We start from the raw sequence: 16,322 nt of genomic DNA, 5'->3' as shown, positions 1-16,322 counted from the left end.
AGTTTGCGCCCGTGCCGGGCGCACCAAAAAAAGCCAGCAAGTCAACAACTTGCTGGCTTTTTTTATTTCTCCCGTCCCATTCAAAAATTCCCGCCGCATCAACCAAAAAGATAAATTTGTTCCGTGAAAGACTTTATAAAAAAGGAAGTGGCTTTTGAACGGGTAATTTTCTTTAGCGATGCTATCGTAGCGATCGCCATCACCCTGCTTGCATTGAACTTAAAACTGGAGATCCCTACAGATCACCATGTAAGCTTTTCAGACCTGCTACTGCCCTGGAGAAATTACCTGGCTTTTATTCTTTCTTTTATTAATATCGCCGGCTTTTGGAGAACCCATCATAATGCTTTTATCCATATTTATAAAATGGATGATCTTATGATGTTTTTAAACATCTGTTGGCTGTTCCTGATCGTTACTTTACCTTTTGCAACAACATTGGTCAGTGCTCATTTCGCCGAAACACCTGTGATCTTTCTTTATAGTATGAATGTGCTGGGACTGGCCATTTTTCAGAATTACATCTGGGATTACGCCGATTCAAAGAATTATATAAATAAAGACAAACTCCCGGATATTGCAAGACGCCGTTTCAGGCTTACATTTAACCTGGATATGATCAATAGCCTGGTTTGTGTGATCCTTTCCTTTTTCCTTCCCATCCTTGCTTTTATATTCCTGTTCTTTAAGCTGCCAATGTTCCTTTTTGCTGCATTCTACCTGGCAGGAAAAAGAAAAAAGCAGTATATGCCTTCTAAAAACGTTTCAAATGAACAATTTGCAGAAGATGGCAATTAAAGCCTCTTCTGTTGCCATAGTTCCCCACAATCTATAGCTTAAAATCCATGCCCGCGTTTACAGGCGGGAACAGATTTTTCATATGATAAATAAGGCGCCTGCCTTAAATACTATTCATATGAATAAAAATTCTTCATATTGGCCCGGGTTGGTATTCCTGTTTATGGTTCATTGTAACCCCCCCATGTCAATAACCGCCAATCCCGACGACCAAACCAATGCAGCCGGTACGCTCGGCTCGGCTAAGATGACTACGCAGATGCCACCTAAAAACAATAATGTGCGGCTTAAACCTGATACAATAAAATTACCGAACGATACGGTGATTGTAAAACCTTCGCATTATTAGGATGATGATGGCAGGTTATCTATTTTTGCCCTTAAATAGATAAAACCCGAATGAAAGATCAATTAAACAGTTTAATAAAAAGATCAAAAGACAATTCACTCCCATTCAAAGAAGTGATTGAATTTATAGAAACTTACTATCAACATCAACCTGCAGCTTTTAAAAATGGGGAGGTTTATAATGAGGCAACACAAAATCAGGGCAGTGCAAAGGTTTTTACTTTCGCGCAACTAAATAACCTGAGTAAGGAAGATACTCTTTACCTGTTTGCAGAACATTATCAATCAGTATTAAATAATCCCAACGGGGCTGATCACCAAAACATCAGACAATTTATGATCCACGGCTGGCCAGGAGTAGTTTTTGAAGGACAGGCCCTGGTTGCAAAATAGTTCAACGTATTATGGGGCTGACTAAAGGAAGTAGTGATGGTGACTAAAGGTCGTTTACGCGATTCTCAAAGCCTTCATGAACCTTTTTGGTCAGCCCCATTTCAATATTTATTAGCTTCTTCTTCCGCCTCCTTCAACTGCCTCTCCAGTTCATTCGCCAATTCAGCTGCGCTATTACCAGGCTGCCTTCTCAATTCATTGATCGTTTGCACAATCGTGTTCCTGTCACGCAAAAAAACTTCCGTATCCTTCAGCTCACGCTGCACCAGGCAATCCTTATTGAATACTTCATGCAGCCAATGACTTACTTTACAATCCACAACAAGGTGTATCCTGTTACTGCTGCCCTTATTGGCCAACCGGTGCGGCAGGTTGGCATTAATATACCAGCATTCGCCTTCCTGCATCTGCAGTCTTTCATTATCGAGGTAGAACTCAACAAAAGGATTTGTAATGATGGGAAAATGCAGCCGGGCCTCGCCTTTTTCAAAATAAAGCTCCTTATCCGTATGTTCTTTGATCACAGCCCCGGCCTGCAGGTTCAACAACCGGGCAGATAATTTTTCGCACTGCAGACTTTCAAGGAGCAATTGAACAGATGGACAATGCGCCAATAAAGGCGTATCTGCAAACGCTTCCTTATTCAACGATTCGGCCAATGTATTCGGTACACCACCGGGCGACCGGAACGATAAAACATCCCACCCACCTTCATAATCATGTTGGTTTAAATGCGGTTGCCAGTAATCTGATTGCAATTTTTCAATTTCTTTTTGAATACTTTTGATGGCAACTGGCATCTTCAATAACGCATATTTAATGATGCTCATGTTACTAAATCTACAAAGATTTTCTGAATTCATTCAATGACCAGGATCATGATCATACAATTAACCGGTCTTTCAGGCGCAGGGAAATCAACGCTGGCAGTGGGTGTAAAACCCTTACTGGAAAAGCAATCCCTGAAAGTTGAGATCATTGACGGTGATGTGTACAGGAAAACCCTTTGCAAAGACCTGGGCTTTTCAAAGGAAGACAGAATGGAGAATATCAGGCGGCTTGGTGAGGTAGCCTGGTCTTTTAAAAACCGCGCAGATATCATTATGATCGCCGCTATTAACCCTTTTGAAGCTATCAGAAATGAATTGAAAGAAAAATATGGCACAAAGACCATTTGGGTCAAATGCGAAATCCCGGTTCTCCTCAAAAGAGATACCAAGGGTTTATACAAACGGGCATTGTTGCACGACGAGCACCCTGATAAGCTCTTTAATTTAACGGGAGTGAATGATACATATGAAGTTCCGGCTTCACCCGACCTGGTCATCGATACCAGCGGGGAACCGGCATCGCAGTCTGTTTTGACCTTTTATGAATTCCTACTTCGCTCCAGGGCTTCATATCTTTCATAGGCGGCTCTGCAATAAGCAGGCACCGGATCGCGGATCGCCGCTTCCGCAAAAACCTGAGCAGGGTACTTTGCATGGTACCTGGCCCGGTCTTTAATTCTTTCCATTTCCCCGAAGCCAACAGGCGTACCGGTTATGGCCGCTATCTTTTCTACCATGGCAATGGGACCTTCATTATAATTTACAGGAATAGCAAGGGGGTCTTCTTCGAGAATGTGTTCAAAAGCCTGAAAGTATTTATCCAGCAAGCGGCCCAGGTATTCATTCTGGTCCATATACTGCACTTCATTTTCTGCAAATCCCAGCAGGGCAGGTTCAATGAGCCCGGGTATTGCATGCATCCCGCTTCGCTTTTGTTGCGACCGCATCACTTCATCGGGCCGGCGGTACAATAAAATAAAAGGAGTTAGTGGGTATAGTTCCCTGAGCTGTTTATAAAAGAAGATATGCCAGCTATCAGTTTTTATAAACAATCTTTTTCTATTGTTTTTTACAGATGCGTAGAATGCCACTGCAGCTTTTAGCAATTGTTGCGGTATATTTTTGTTCGCCCGCAGTAAGGCATCAAAAAAAGGAACTTCTGAAAGTACAATGTTACCGCTATCTAAAGCCAGCAGTTGCGAAGCCAGGGTAGAACCGCACCTTGACACATGGAAGATAAATGCTGAAGGCGGAATGCTTTCAATTTCATTGGACCATTGTGGCAACACATCCAAACTACTTATGCTTTTATGGCCGCGGTTGTTGTATTGCAGGCATTTGGCAATGGTGTCATCAAAAAATGGTTCTGTAAAATCTTCATCGCCTGTATACAACCATTCACAATATGGCTCGCCTTCAGCAAAGGAAAGTTTATAAGGTATCCAGTTTGCCAACGCTGATGATATCCTGGCTTCCATATGAACCATTTAGTAGTTTAAGAAGTGGTGCCGATCCAGTTTGCACTTACCAGCACAACCGAAGTGTCGATCTGCCTGAGGGGAATATTCCAGTATTTTCTTAATAATTGTTCTTTTTCATTAAACGATACCTGCCGGAAACCATGCTTTATATAAAAGCTAATTGCCCAGCTTGCATCGGCCCAGGTACCAATTAATATGGGCTTTGCCGTCAATGTAGATAAATGTTGCAATAATTTTCCGCCAATCCCTTTATTCCTGGCCGTGGTGCGAACATAGGCGTGCCTGATTAATGTGATATCCCCCTTATCCTGAATTCCCATTACTGCAATCAATTCTTCTTTTTCATGATAACCCCAAAATTCTACACCATCGACTATCTGGACCTGCAATTCTTCCTTTGACATATAAGGTTCATGCCATCTGTCGCCGGGTATAATGCCTTTATAGGCCGAGGCCCCATCATTAATGATCTCATAAATAATCTCAAAGTCACTATGCGTAACAGGAACTATGGCGGTATCCATATTGGGCTCTATTAGTGCGGCTATAAAAATACGCCAATATGATTGAATAAACAGGCAACCACTAAGTAGCCCCTTTTAGCCTAACACGTTTTCTTTGTTAAGCTATTTACTGATTAACACCTGATATCAATAAAATATTAATACTATGAAAGAAACAAACCCGTTGTCGCGTCGTCAATGGCTGGAACGAATGGCAGTTCCGGCACTGGCAGGCGCCGGAACCATGATTGGCCTCGAAGCAAAAGGAACGCCCCGTAAAAAGGAAAAGGATGAGGTTGCCGGCACTAATATTTATAATATTCGTGATTACGGAGCAAAAGGCGATGGAACCACCCTGGATACAAAAGCGATCCAGAATGCCATCGATAAATGCTTTAACAATAATGGTGGAACCGTATTGATACCCCCAGGCAATTTTCTTTCAGGCACACTTGAATTAAAATCGAATGTTACGCTTCACCTGTCGGCAGCAGCCAAATTATTGGGTAGCCCCAAGCGTGAAGATTATACGGCAGGAAAAGGGGTTCCCCCCGGTAATGGCAATATTGTTTTCCTGTATGCGGCTAATGCAAACAATGTTTCTATAGAAGGTAATGGCACCATCGACGGAAACGGGCTTGCATTTTATAATGGCAAGGGCGACAATACCGGCCCCGGCCAGCACGGCGTTGGCGGCAACTTCGACCGGCCACATCTCGGCATTTTTTATCAATGCACCCGGTTAAGCCTTCACAGTGTTTTTTGTACAGCCAGCGCCTATCATTGCTTTCGCATATTGGGTTGCAAACAGGTACATATTGATGGGGTAAGGATCTATAACAGGGTGAACAAAAACAACGACGGCTTTCATTTTAACAACAATGAATATGTTCACCTCGTAAACAGTGATGTACAATGCCAGGACGATGCCTGCGCCCTTTTTGGCAGTAATAAATTTGTGACTATAAACAATTGCACCTTCAGCACCCGCTGGTCGGTATTCCGCTTCGGAGGGGGTCAATCACAAAACATTGCCATAACCAATTGCCTTATTTATGAAACGTATGGATGCCCCATAAAAATAAGCGCCGGTAAAGCCAATATTGAAAACCTTATTTTTTCCAATATCATTATGCGGAACGTTACAGGCCCTATAGGGATTGGATTCGGCGGAACGGATAATAATAATACCCCCGACACACAAAAACCGTTTATCCGTAATATTGTTTTCAATGCCATTCGCGCTACAGTGGTAGCCAAACCGGTTGATCACCCCGATATTCATTTTGGGGTAAGCGTAAGACCGGGGGAGTCAAATTCGTGTATCACGCTGAACGCCATGGGTGCATATTACCTGGAGAACATAAGTTTTACTGATGTACATATACAGTATGCAGGCGGCGGTACTGCCGAACAGGCTGCCAAACGTTCAATACCGGAAGTAGCCGCAGAATATTTTGGGGTTTGGGAAACCGCGCCGGCCGGCCCGCCGGCCTATGGTATGTACGCGCGTAATGTAAAAGGGCTCACGCTGCACAATGTACGCTTTGAATATGACCAGGCAGATGCAAGACCCGCTGTTGTTTTTGATAACGTTCAGGATGCCAGTATCAACGGACTTAGCGCAAAGGGTAGTGAAGGAGCCGAATTGCTACGGTTCATCAATACCAAAGATGTTTTGCTCACTGCAACAAGAGTATTAACACCGGCCGCTATATTTGTACAGATTGAAGGCGCCGCCAGTGACGGTATTATGGTAGAAGGAGGCGATCTGCGAAAAGCAAAAACCGCACTGAATTGTACAAATGGGGCTACCACTTCTGCCGTAGTAGTAAAATAGCATATATAAAAATACCCTCCGGTTATTTGCCAGAGGGTATTGAAATTTATATATAGATACTACTCCGAAATACTCATTGGTATATGAAACGTGCCAGAAACAGGTGTTCGTACTACACTCGAAATTTCTTCGCGCACCAGAATGAATGAATAGGTTCCCTTGACAATTTTACTGATCTTGTCGTAGGAAGTAATGGTGACACTGCCGCTGCCATATTGATGAAGTCCGTTCGTTTGCGGATCGTTGGCAGATGAATTCCAGTTGTATTTACCATCTATGGCCTCTGCCAAACAATGGGAGTTGGCCGGAAGGTTTATGGCATAGTTACCGGTGCCTGTAAATACATCATTGACAACTATTCCAGCCTGGGCCATTACGCCTCCAGATAAAAAATTACTAAGATCGATGTCAATGTGATCCCGGCCCGCTTCATTCATGGCCTGGCCACGTACGTTCACTACCGTTCTACCTCCGATCTTTATGGTGTTTTCGTTGATCAGTTTAACATGCGACACCAGGTAATATTTCGACACATCGCCTTTGATAGCTGTGATGTCGACACTGATGGTAAAGGATAGGCTGGTTTTATCGGCGCCACCGGGCACTATATCCGGCGCCAGGTAGGTAAAGTAGTTTTCACCACGAACAGACAAGATCTCTCCATATGGTTTACCAAGCCCCATGGCTACCCCGTTAATATAGATTTCGGTAATATAACTTCTTGTATCATTTGAAACCGGTTTCTCGCCCGGCAATGGTATAAACAGATCGTCGTTAATGTCATCAATTCCAAGATAGGTAACCCGATAATCAATTTTATCACTACAAATAACTGTAGTACTGCTCACCGTATCCCCATTTTGCCGATTGATCCATAATTTATATTTGAGAAAATTCGCAATGTCGAGCTTGCCGTTGGAAATTTTCAAAGTAAAATCCTGCGAGGCTGTACCGGCATTTGCATCAACTACAGGTTTGCCAGGCAGTTTATTATATACGCCTGTGCTGCTGCCATTCTCCGTTTTAAGATAGGCCGCGCCACCCAAACCATTGAGGCTACCCCCGGGAATAAAGGGCTTGCCATCCTCATCTTTTGGAAAAGTATATACTATTTTAACCGGCTTTGCGGTTTGTACATCTGTTGCTGCTTCAAAGCGGTAAGCCAAACTGTCGATGCCATTGGGCGCAGTATTTGTTAATTGTTGTACTTTGAAAGAAACCGGTTTGTCCAATGCACCGGCAGGAAAAACAAATTTCACTTTCCCCAATACAATTTCCCCACCCTGCGTGCCGATCTCTTTCTGTACCAGGGTACCGGGTATAATTGAGCCGGCCTTTCGTTGCACACCTTCAGGAAGTTCCTGACCTGGATTAGTATTTGGATCATTACCGCTACCACCAGGCGCCTCTTCCCTGCCCTTGGTGCAGGAGTTAATAAGGAGGGGGACCAGCACACAACCCGCCAACAGAAATTTTTTCATACATAAGTTTTGAAAAGGTTATTAATCAGGGTGCAAATTAGAAGGAGCCGCTTATTTGTACTCCTGCAGCCTGATTGTATTGAAGTAACCGATGTATGAAATGAGAAAATGACGGTTAGGCGAGTATCCAACCCAGGTATAATTTGAAAGCCGCTCTCTATTGAAAGAACGGCTTGCCATACTATTATTTAAAGATCATCAATCCAAACTTTACGCCTCCCTGCGGTGTAATGCGTCTATAATTGAATTTATCCTTTTTATAACTATAGTAATCATCATTTACATAACCATCAAAGGTTTCATAAGTTTCTTCCTGGTAACGATAGCCCAGCCCGCCGTATACATCAAGATACAGCCGGACCTTCCTGGTTGCCGGTGTAAGAAAAATTGTTTGTCCAATTAAAAGTTTCAGGCAGTAAACATCAACATTTTCAGTACGCAATCCCTGGAAGTTGTACCCCTCTACATCCTGAAATGAGGCATGCTTGTTTTTAAAACGCCAGTTTCGATAAAAGACATCTGCTTCAAGGTATGTATCCAAAGCCTTGTTGACGTAAGTTTTTTGGTAAAATCCTATCGTATAAGACTTGTATAATTTATTTAAGTAGCGATGTCCATATCCACCGGCAGCACCGCTGCCTCCACTATTTACCCTTCCAGAATCCTGGGTGCTGGGCCTGTAGGATAGCAGGATGCCGTAACGCGTTTTTTTATTCCCGATGGCAGCATTTGCCTCAAAGTTTAAAAAAGCAGCTTCTGTTGGCTTAATTCCAAATTCCATTACCCGTTGTGATCTTCCTTCCAGAAAAATAAAGATGCAAATAGTTACAAGCAGGACAAAACGTTCCTTCATGTTGCTTTTTAAAAGGTTAGGGTTAATTTTCCTGTCTTATGCAATGATCGCCTGCTGAAACGGGAACGTTGCGTCACTTTTATTTTTAACAAATATGCCCTGAAGAAATAATTTTCAGCCATGGGCTGTTACCCTGTCGCCATATTGCTGTGCAGCAACTTATCTGAGGTTTAATATAACGCTAATGTAGAAATTATACCGGTAGATTCCAATATATCAGCGGCAACAAAAAAAGGCCCTGGCATTAACCGGGACCTATTTTTCTTTGTGTGTATCCTGTACTATCTTTTTTGCGTACTGGCGCTATTTCTTTCGTTTGTGTTTCTTTTCTATAACATACTGCTTGTAGATCAGGTTTATTATAGTCATATCATCCACATCAATCAGTGAGGCAATCCTGATAGCATCTTTAAAAGCAAATTTTTCGGGGGATTTTATTAATTTGGCAAAAGTCTGGTGATGCATGCCCAGATCACGTGCTACATTCGTCTTGGGTATATTTTCCAATACACCCGCAAAGCTTTCTATATAGCCGCTTTCGATGAGTTTTTTAACAGTCGCGTAGCGCTTGTCCTTCGCCATATTGCAAAGAAATAGGCAAAGCGCGCAATCTGCATTAATTATGTCAAACAACTACATATAAAAGTTCATATTTGACATATTTCAGTTCATTTATTGACATACGAATATACTTTCCGTACTTTTTTAATACAAATAATACCTTTATCACAGTTAGTCAAAATCACCAATCTTTGCAAAAACATTATCATGAAAGCATTTTTAGGAATGGGCTTATTAGGGTCGAATTTTGTTCGGGCCCTGCTTAAACGGGGAGAATCAGTACAGGTTTGGAACCGCACCGCTTCAAAAGCGCAGGATCTGGAAAAAGACGGCGCCCGGGCATTCGTTCAGGCACCCGATGCTGTAAAGGGAGCCACCGAAATACATCTTACCCTGAAAGATGATGTGGCTGTTGATGAGGTTTTGAAAGCTGCGGAGCCCGGCCTTACACCTGGCGCTATTATCATTGATCATACCACCACTTCAAAGGAAGGCGCCATAAAAAGGACCCAACGCTGGAAAGAGAAAGGTTTTACCTATCTGCATGCACCTGTATTTATGGGACCCGCCAATGCTTTGGATGGAACCGGATTTATGCTGTTATCGGGCGACGAGTCCATAATCAATGCGCTTTCGCCTGCCCTTTCAAAAATGACTGGTAAACTATTAAATTTTGGTACTGAAGTGGGAAAAGCGGCCGCCATGAAACTCGCCGGTAACGCTTTCCTGGTTTGCCTTACCGTGGGATTGAAAGACACGCTGACCTTATCAAATTCACTTGATATTTCTGTAACAGACCTGCTCACTCTCTTCAATGAGTGGAATCCCGGTGCCCATGTAGCGGCCCGTTTGAAACGCATGACCGGTGCCGATCACACCCAACCTTCCTGGGAATTGAATATGGCGCGCAAAGACACCCAATTATTTCTTGATGCCACTCAACAAACCGGTAACCATTTGGTACTGATGCCTGCTATCGCCAACCTGATGGATGAATTTATCAGCAAAGGTTTGGGCAATTATGACTGGACGGTGATTGGAAAACGGGAAGATGAGCAATAAATTTGCCTGGAATGCATCAAAATAGCCATCCTTCTTCTGTAAGTAATTACCGCATCCTGCGCAGGATGCTTGCCTTATACCGGCTGGTGAAGAAACAGGAACGATCCTTACAGCAACACCTACCGGAGTTGCTGAACAAAGTAGCGCCCGGGCATGCGCAAACATTTTCTGCGCAGCACATAAAAAGGATCACTAAATACTGGCAACTGGGGCTGAACCTCATTTGCGAGAACCTGTACCATTTAACGGGAAAACAATTGAATGCGGAAGAACGCCACCGGATCATTTTACTTAGTGTTTTCGGGCCGCTGTTCGATGATCTTTTTGATGACAAATTACTTGACCACGAACAAATAGCCTCGCTGGTTGAAAACCCGGAAGCATATGTGGCCGTTAATAATACAGACCGGCTTGTAATAAAATTATACCTGGAAATATTAAGGCTTACACCGCAACGCGAATTATTTGTTGAGCAACTGAAGGCAGTTTTTTTCTGGCAAAAAGAATCCCTGAAACAATTAAACGGGCAAATCACAGAAAATGAATTGTACCGCATCACCTATAACAAAAGCTATTATGCCGTATTGTTATTTTGTGCGGTGCTCGATCATTATCCCGGCCAGGAAATACTGGAGATGCTGTATCCCGTTGCGGGCCTTATGCAGTTGACCAATGATGCTTTCGACGTGTATAAAGATGTGCATAACGGCGTTTATACGTTGCCCAACCTGTACCGGAACTTTGGGCAGTTGCAACAGCATTTTATGGCTGAAATAGCCAGCATCAATTATAAAATATGGCAAATGCCCTATGCGTCAAAAAACAAACAGGATTATGCCATAACCATACACTCTTTGCACGCCATGGGCTGGATGTCGTTGGAACAGTTGAAAGATGTTACTGCAGAAATTCATTCAATTGCGGCCCTTCGCGCATTGAGCAGGAAGACCCTGATATGCGATATGGATAGTTTTCAGCAAAAGAGGAAATGGCTGGGGCACATCCGGCGCCTTACTAATTATTATGATCTTTCTTCAGGTCTTATTAAAGGCCCCTCTGTGGAAACAGAACGGCTTACTTACTAGCTATGACACTAAAAAAAAATATTTAATCAGAGCCTGAACCTTATATAATAGAGCCTAGGCGCGTTGGCGTTGCAATTCCAGCATTTTGGTCTCCACAAAAAATGTTTCGTTCTGCACCACATCTACATAACATTGCTTTTGCAGCTCGAGAAATTCTGCATCGTCGCGCATGGCAATGATCGCTTCTTTATCGAGCTCGCATTTTACGCGTATCAATGATGGGAATCTTTCTTTCACCATGTCGAGTATATTATCCCAGGAAAGCATTTTGTCTTTGGTAACCCTGGGTGTTCCTGTACGAAAGCCGATCACACTGTGTAACATATCCAGGCTTTTGCGGCGGCCCCAATTGTCTTTTTGCTCTTTGGCATACACTTCCAACACTTCAAATTGCTTTTCTTTTTCACGTGACAAATGAATGATCTCATCGGCGTATTCATCTTTTATACTATTGATGCGCTCGTTCATTTGGGCTTCTATAAAGCCAAGGCGGGCAGAAATTTCAGCATATCGGGCAGAAGCATCCTGGGCCTGGTCGTAATCAACATTATTGATCACTTTCTTTTTTTCACGGAACATACGTTTAGCTTTTATTTGTTAGTTAAATAGGTTGTTGTTGCAAATTGATCTATGCAGGCTCTGCTTCCAGTTCACTGAAATAACTTTTTACGGGCTCATAGTATTTCAGGATCTTTTCATCACGCACCTTCAGCCAGTCGTATCCGCTTCTGATACCTTTAATTACACCGGCGTGGTCGGTAGCGCCTGTAAGGTTTGCCAACAGTGAATAAGGGACGTGAGGAAATCTTTTTTTGCCTGCCATCCACAACAGCTTCCGCATCACGGGCCGGTCGTTTGCACGGCTTTTATCACTTACCCATGATAGTTGAACATTCCAGCAGTCGCACATTGCTTCGAACAATTGCCGAAGATCATCTTCGAGCATTTTGTTCGAGTAACGTGGAACCAATACTACATCAATACCCGCCTGCTGTTGAATCTCAAATTGGGCGCGTGTAATTACATGGCTTACGATCGAGAGTTCTTTTCTTGTGAGTACATTCATAATACTTCCGATTTTATAATTTCGCTAATCATTGTTTTATAACCATTGCTCATAATTGATCCTACCGGCGAACATTCATCGGCCAATACACGGGCATCATGCCATTTCTGATACAACATTCTCTTCTCATTCATAGAAAGGTTATCACATTTCAGCAGGGTGCCGGCAAGAACATAATCTCTGTCGAACCATTCGCTCTTCCACCAATTCCAATACAGCTGGTGCTGCAATACTTCATCGATAGCCGCTGGATCTTTCGAGATATAATATTGTAGATACAAACAGCCACTTTGATACTGAAAATCTCCATACTGCAGTTCGTCCCAACCCAGCATATGGCAGATAAGCGATTTTAGATAAGGCGCCAGATCATTTTGCATTGGATTATGGGTCATGACCGGGCTTTTCATTTTTCAGGGTCGGTATTGGTATTTTCAGGGATCACATTTTTCACGGCCTGCAAAAGCAGGTTGTCGTTCTTTATTATTTGCATGTAGGTTGCCAGTATCTCCTGGTTCTCCCGATCGCCTCTGACCACTTTTCTGACATGATCGGCGGTAACTCCGTGAATTTCTGCCACCAAAGCGGGCACATCTCGCCTCCGAAGCACATTTTCTTTGTTTTTTTGCCTACTTTTAGCCCCATGCATATTGTATCGCTTTTCGATACAGCAAATATATGCCTCATTTTTCGACATAACCAATTTTTGAGGCAAAAAATTTACTCTATGCCAACTTTTTTTGCACAGAATCTGGCCTTTTTAAGGAAAAAGAAAGGGCAAACCCAGGCCGAAGTGGCCACTGCATTGGGTTTGAAGCGAAATACCTTCTCTAATTACGAGACAACCCATTCTGAGCCAGACCTTGGTACATTAGAAAAAATTGCCTCATTTTTCGACATTTCGATTGATGAGCTCTTAAGTGTTGATCTTTCGAAAGGAAACCTGGTTGAATACAAGGAACAGGAGGAAAACAAGGATACCAGTATGGTAGCTGAGAGTAGCGCTGCCCTTTTACCACCTGATGATGATGACCTGCCCGTTTCGGTGGTAGGCAGTACGCTATTTCCTTACCGGCGGTTCCAGGCGCCAAAAATTATTACTATAGATAGTCAGGGTGAAGAGAATATTATTTATGTACCGGTAAAAGCCAGGGCTGGTTATATGTCGGGCTATGGTGATCCGCAATTTATTCAATCTTTATCGGCTTATCGTTTGCCTGGTTATACCAATGGCACTTACCGCATATTTGAAGTAGAAGGGCATTCCATGTTTCCCACCTTGCAGGATGCAGACCGCGTGATCGCACGTTGGGCCGATATTTCAGAAGTTCGTGACGACCGGGTGTATGTGCTGGTGACCCGTACGCAGGGTGTATTGATAAAACGGCTGATCAACCGTCATCACGAAGGAAAGATCATTGTAAAAAGTGATAACAATCACGGTGGTTCCATTGAATTTCCTACCATCGTGCTCGACGTTGAAGAAGTGGCCGAAATATGGTATGTAGTTGAACGTTGGACAAGGCAACTGCCCGGCCCCGGTGAAATTTATAAACGTCTCGTAAACATTGAAGCGGAACTCGCCACGCTGAAACAGAAAATGGGTGAATAGTTTTCTTGTACCAGCCCGCGCGTCGTGCTATTCACTTCTCAGCGTTTTAACCGGGTTGGCAACCGCCGCTTTTATTGCCTGAAAACCTATAGTAACAATTGCAATCAGCAGGGCTACAGCGCCTGATGCCGGTAATATCCACCAACTCAGGTTAGTTCTGTAACCAAATTGCTGTAGAAAGGAGTTCATGAAAAGCCAGGCCAATGGTGATGCGATGATCATTGCAATAACGACCAACTTTATAAACTCTTTTGTTAATAATGTAGTGACCTTTGCTACGCTTGCTCCCAGCACTTTTCGGATGCCAACTTCCCGCTTTCTAAGTTCAGTCATATACACAGTAAGCCCCAACAGACCCATGCAGGCAATGAAAATAGCAATGAAAGTAAACGTGTTTATTAAACCAGATGTATTTTTACGTTGTGTAAAGGTATTGGCAAAATCCACATCAGCAAATTGCAGCTCGGTGAGATAACCGGGGTTATTCCTTTTTAATATTTCTTCAATTTTTTTAATGCTTTGCACCGACGCGCTGCCGGTTTTCATTCTTATATTAATTATACCATCACTTCGGCCATATTGTATCATGGCGGGCCGTACAAGATCACCAGGATTGCTCTGATAAAAATCCTTTACCACCCCTACTATCTTCCAGTTAAAATTTCCGTCTTTTATTGTCTGGCCTACCGGGTTGGCGAAACCTAATTCCTTACTGGCGCTTTCATTAATTACGACGGAAGCGGTATCTGTATGAAAAGTATTATAATCAATATCTCTTCCTTTTAATAAAGTAAGCCCATTTGTATTTACAAAATTTCCCGTTGTAGTAAACACACTGAAGTTTATGCTTTTACTGTTTTCGCCACCAGCCCATTCAAATCCACTTATCCAGATGCCGGCTCTTGTCAACGGCATATTGGTTTTACAAACGGCCTCAACCATTCCGGTATTCATTAGCTCCTGCTCAACAACTGCATAATTCCTACGCAGATCGTTGGTTATGGAATGAAACAGCAAACCGGCTCTCATAAATCCCGGATCGCGGTTCTCGGTAAAATTTGCCTGCTTGCGAAAGATGATGGCAAAGTTGATGAGTGAAATGGCAATTATAAATTGTACCACTACCAATATGCGGCGTGGAGTTAACAGTGTGCTCTTATTGTTAAATATACCTTTCAACACCTTTACCGGTTTAAAGGCCGATAAATAAAAAGCCGGGTAACTACCAGCCAATAACCCGGTAAAAAGAATAAAGGCCAATATTGACAGCCAGAAAGCCGGCGATTGCCAGGGAATATTCACTGGTATTTTTGCCATTATGCTAAATACAGGCCAGGCCAGCTGAACTATAAGGAGGGCTATACTGCCTGCAATACAGGTGATCAGGGTTGATTCAGTTATAAACTGTAGTATCAATGATTGTTTTATGGCACCCATTATTTTTCGTACTCCTACTTCTTTTGCTCTTTTGCCGCTGCGTGCGGTGCTCAGGTTCATGAAATTTATACAACCGATCATTAACATCACAGCCGCCAGTACGGAAAGAAAATAAATATCTGATTCGGTTTCAGGCCTGCCCTTTTCATCAAAGTGATGTTGTATATGCATTTTACTTACCGGATGCAAAAAGATCTGGGTGCCTTCTTCATTTTTGCTATGCCTGCTGATCACATCACTTATCTGTTTGTTAACACTGTTTACCTCACCGGCACTTGCTAATTCAACATAGGTAGTAGCATAATAATTATCCCACTTACTTTTATTATCATACCAGGGCAGCAGGTAATCAAATTTCAAGGAGCTGTTCAACGGTATGTCTTTCAACACACCCGTAACAGTTCGGTTATCGGCACTATCGAGCCTGATGACCTTATTTACAGGGTCTTCATCGCCAAAGATCTTTTTTGCCAGTTGTTGTGTAAGAATTATCGAATGCTGATCTTTTAATGCAGTTTGCCTGTTCCCGCTTACTAACGGGAAGCTAAACATGTTGAGAAAGGCTTCATCGGCATAAGAACCCTGGGCCTCAAATTTTTTATCCTTATAATTAAATAATTTTCCCGTACTCACCACCCGGGTCATTTGCTTTATGTTCGGGAAATCATTTTTCAACGCCGGGCCTAATGGAGCCGATGTAAGGTCATAGCATTGGAGCCGGCCATTCGATACGATTTTGTTATATACCTTGAATACCCTGTCTTTCTTTTCATGAAACTGATCAACACTGAATTCATATTGAATATTCAACAAGAGTATACCTGCACCGGCCATTCCTAATGCCAGCCCTGAAATATTGATAAAAGAAAATAAGGGATTTTTAAAAAGATTCCGGACAGCTATTAAAAAGTAGTTTTTAATCATACATTTCTTTTTATCCTGTTTGAACCGCAGCCAGATCACTACCTGCCA

General features: G+C 42.8%; 19 protein-coding genes. 8 read left to right on the top strand and 11 right to left on the bottom strand.

What is annotated here, in order from left to right:
• Positions 1–123 precede the first annotated feature (123 nt).
• From A3860_RS17955 to A3860_RS17945, 3 genes are all read left to right on the top strand, one after another.
• On the top strand, positions 124–798 hold the full coding sequence (locus A3860_RS17955; RefSeq protein WP_158085297.1) for a TMEM175 family protein: 675 nt from the start codon (positions 124–126) through the stop codon (positions 796–798).
• 118 nt (positions 799–916) lie between these two features.
• Positions 917–1,147 (top strand): hypothetical protein, encoded by a 231-nt coding sequence (locus A3860_RS17950; RefSeq protein ID WP_143774165.1) that lies wholly within the window; start codon positions 917–919, stop codon positions 1,145–1,147.
• Positions 1,148–1,197: 50 nt separating this feature from the next.
• On the top strand, positions 1,198–1,539 hold the full coding sequence (locus A3860_RS17945) for a HopJ type III effector protein (protein WP_081148119.1): 342 nt from the start codon (positions 1,198–1,200) through the stop codon (positions 1,537–1,539).
• 101 nt (positions 1,540–1,640) lie between these two features.
• Here A3860_RS17945 and A3860_RS17940 read toward each other — a convergent pair whose 3' ends face one another.
• Complete coding sequence (locus A3860_RS17940) at positions 1,641–2,369, bottom strand: aspartyl/asparaginyl beta-hydroxylase domain-containing protein (RefSeq protein ID WP_158085296.1); 729 nt, start codon at positions 2,367–2,369, stop codon at positions 1,641–1,643.
• Positions 2,370–2,417: 48 nt separating this feature from the next.
• Between A3860_RS17940 and cysC the strand changes: the two genes are divergently transcribed.
• A complete protein-coding gene (gene cysC, locus A3860_RS17935) occupies positions 2,418–2,951 on the top strand; it encodes an adenylyl-sulfate kinase (protein ID WP_216823461.1) in 534 nt (177 codons plus the stop codon).
• Here the strand turns inward: cysC and A3860_RS17930 are convergent.
• Together A3860_RS17930 and A3860_RS17925 are read right to left on the bottom strand one after the other, a co-directional pair.
• Entirely contained in the window at positions 2,909–3,847 is a 939-nt protein-coding gene (locus tag A3860_RS17930) for a sulfotransferase family protein (protein WP_081148117.1), read from the bottom strand. The genes cysC and A3860_RS17930 overlap by 43 nt on opposite strands.
• A 17-nt stretch (positions 3,848–3,864) precedes the next feature.
• Entirely contained in the window at positions 3,865–4,374 is a 510-nt protein-coding gene (locus tag A3860_RS17925; protein WP_081148116.1) for a GNAT family N-acetyltransferase, read from the bottom strand.
• Between the two features lie 145 nt (positions 4,375–4,519).
• Between A3860_RS17925 and A3860_RS17920 the strand changes: the two genes are divergently transcribed.
• Positions 4,520–6,193 (top strand): glycoside hydrolase family 28 protein, encoded by a 1,674-nt coding sequence (locus A3860_RS17920; protein ID WP_081148115.1) that lies wholly within the window; start codon positions 4,520–4,522, stop codon positions 6,191–6,193.
• A 59-nt stretch (positions 6,194–6,252) separates the two neighbouring features.
• Here A3860_RS17920 and A3860_RS17915 read toward each other — a convergent pair whose 3' ends face one another.
• From A3860_RS17915 to A3860_RS17905, 3 genes are all read right to left on the bottom strand, one after another.
• Positions 6,253–7,674: a hypothetical protein gene (locus tag A3860_RS17915; protein WP_081148114.1), complete on the bottom strand. Its 1,422-nt coding sequence runs from the start codon at positions 7,672–7,674 to the stop codon at positions 6,253–6,255.
• A gap of 184 nt (positions 7,675–7,858) precedes the next feature.
• The gene (locus A3860_RS17910; RefSeq protein ID WP_081148113.1) at positions 7,859–8,527 is read right to left on the bottom strand and encodes a hypothetical protein; all 669 of its coding nucleotides are present in this window, start codon (positions 8,525–8,527) and stop codon (positions 7,859–7,861) included.
• A gap of 303 nt (positions 8,528–8,830) precedes the next feature.
• On the bottom strand, positions 8,831–9,109 hold the full coding sequence (locus tag A3860_RS17905) for a hypothetical protein (protein WP_143774164.1): 279 nt from the start codon (positions 9,107–9,109) through the stop codon (positions 8,831–8,833).
• Positions 9,110–9,295: 186 nt separating this feature from the next.
• Here A3860_RS17905 and A3860_RS17900 point away from each other — a divergent pair, with 186 nt between their 5' ends.
• Both A3860_RS17900 and A3860_RS17895 read left to right on the top strand, forming a co-directional pair.
• Entirely contained in the window at positions 9,296–10,150 is an 855-nt protein-coding gene (locus A3860_RS17900; RefSeq protein ID WP_081148111.1) for an NAD(P)-dependent oxidoreductase, read from the top strand.
• 11 nt (positions 10,151–10,161) lie between these two features.
• Positions 10,162–11,235 carry a class 1 isoprenoid biosynthesis enzyme gene (locus tag A3860_RS17895; RefSeq protein WP_081148110.1) on the top strand — a complete coding sequence of 358 codons (1,074 nt, stop codon included), beginning with the start codon at positions 10,162–10,164 and terminating at the stop codon, positions 11,233–11,235.
• A 54-nt stretch (positions 11,236–11,289) separates the two neighbouring features.
• Here A3860_RS17895 and A3860_RS17890 read toward each other — a convergent pair whose 3' ends face one another.
• Genes A3860_RS17890 through A3860_RS41135 form a run of 4 tightly spaced genes read right to left on the bottom strand, consistent with a single transcriptional unit; the run spans position 11,290 to position 12,911 of the window.
• Positions 11,290–11,814 (bottom strand): host-nuclease inhibitor Gam family protein, encoded by a 525-nt coding sequence (locus tag A3860_RS17890; protein WP_081148109.1) that lies wholly within the window; start codon positions 11,812–11,814, stop codon positions 11,290–11,292.
• A gap of 49 nt (positions 11,815–11,863) precedes the next feature.
• The gene (locus A3860_RS17885) at positions 11,864–12,301 is read right to left on the bottom strand and encodes a hypothetical protein (RefSeq protein WP_081148108.1); all 438 of its coding nucleotides are present in this window, start codon (positions 12,299–12,301) and stop codon (positions 11,864–11,866) included.
• A complete protein-coding gene (locus A3860_RS17880) occupies positions 12,298–12,696 on the bottom strand; it encodes a hypothetical protein (protein WP_143774163.1) in 399 nt (132 codons plus the stop codon). Before A3860_RS17880 ends, A3860_RS17885 begins: the two co-directional genes overlap by 4 nt.
• A gap of 11 nt (positions 12,697–12,707) precedes the next feature.
• A complete protein-coding gene (locus A3860_RS41135; RefSeq protein ID WP_158085295.1) occupies positions 12,708–12,911 on the bottom strand; it encodes a hypothetical protein in 204 nt (67 codons plus the stop codon).
• Positions 12,912–13,028: 117 nt separating this feature from the next.
• On the opposite strand from A3860_RS41135, the gene A3860_RS17875 reads away from it, so the two are divergent.
• Positions 13,029–13,913 (top strand): XRE family transcriptional regulator, encoded by an 885-nt coding sequence (locus tag A3860_RS17875; protein ID WP_158085294.1) that lies wholly within the window; start codon positions 13,029–13,031, stop codon positions 13,911–13,913.
• Between the two features lie 27 nt (positions 13,914–13,940).
• Here the strand turns inward: A3860_RS17875 and A3860_RS17870 are convergent, their stop codons facing one another.
• On the bottom strand, positions 13,941–16,274 hold the full coding sequence (locus A3860_RS17870; RefSeq protein WP_143774161.1) for an ABC transporter permease: 2,334 nt from the start codon (positions 16,272–16,274) through the stop codon (positions 13,941–13,943).
• Positions 16,275–16,322 lie beyond the last annotated feature (48 nt).

Source organism: Niastella vici (assembly GCF_002077945.1).
GTDB lineage: Bacteria > Bacteroidota > Bacteroidia > Chitinophagales > Chitinophagaceae > Niastella > Niastella vici.
The sequence above is the reverse complement of the archived record's forward strand: the minus strand, read 5'-3'. Positions and strand labels throughout refer to the sequence as shown.

Coding starts and splice junctions, on each gene's coding strand:
- A3860_RS17880 (WP_143774163.1), bottom strand. CDS start 12,696: ATGACCCATAATCCAATGCAAAATGATCTGGCGCCTTATCTAAAATCG.
- A3860_RS17905 (WP_143774164.1), bottom strand. CDS start 9,109: ATGGCGAAGGACAAGCGCTACGCGACTGTTAAAAAACTCATCGAAAGC.
- A3860_RS17940 (WP_158085296.1), bottom strand. CDS start 2,369: ATGAGCATCATTAAATATGCGTTATTGAAGATGCCAGTTGCCATCAAA.
- A3860_RS17895 (WP_081148110.1), top strand. CDS start 10,162: ATGCATCAAAATAGCCATCCTTCTTCTGTAAGTAATTACCGCATCCTG.
- A3860_RS17930 (WP_081148117.1), bottom strand. CDS start 3,847: ATGGAAGCCAGGATATCATCAGCGTTGGCAAACTGGATACCTTATAAA.
- A3860_RS17920 (WP_081148115.1), top strand. CDS start 4,520: ATGAAAGAAACAAACCCGTTGTCGCGTCGTCAATGGCTGGAACGAATG.
- A3860_RS17925 (WP_081148116.1), bottom strand. CDS start 4,374: ATGGATACCGCCATAGTTCCTGTTACGCATAGTGACTTTGAGATTATT.
- A3860_RS17915 (WP_081148114.1), bottom strand. CDS start 7,674: ATGAAAAAATTTCTGTTGGCGGGTTGTGTGCTGGTCCCCCTCCTTATT.
- A3860_RS17885 (WP_081148108.1), bottom strand. CDS start 12,301: ATGAATGTACTCACAAGAAAAGAACTCTCGATCGTAAGCCATGTAATT.
- A3860_RS17890 (WP_081148109.1), bottom strand. CDS start 11,814: ATGTTCCGTGAAAAAAAGAAAGTGATCAATAATGTTGATTACGACCAG.
- A3860_RS17900 (WP_081148111.1), top strand. CDS start 9,296: ATGAAAGCATTTTTAGGAATGGGCTTATTAGGGTCGAATTTTGTTCGG.
- A3860_RS17945 (WP_081148119.1), top strand. CDS start 1,198: ATGAAAGATCAATTAAACAGTTTAATAAAAAGATCAAAAGACAATTCA.
- A3860_RS17875 (WP_158085294.1), top strand. CDS start 13,029: ATGCCAACTTTTTTTGCACAGAATCTGGCCTTTTTAAGGAAAAAGAAA.
- cysC (WP_216823461.1), top strand. CDS start 2,418: ATGATCATACAATTAACCGGTCTTTCAGGCGCAGGGAAATCAACGCTG.
- A3860_RS17950 (WP_143774165.1), top strand. CDS start 917: ATGAATAAAAATTCTTCATATTGGCCCGGGTTGGTATTCCTGTTTATG.
- A3860_RS17870 (WP_143774161.1), bottom strand. CDS start 16,274: ATGATTAAAAACTACTTTTTAATAGCTGTCCGGAATCTTTTTAAAAAT.
- A3860_RS17910 (WP_081148113.1), bottom strand. CDS start 8,527: ATGAAGGAACGTTTTGTCCTGCTTGTAACTATTTGCATCTTTATTTTT.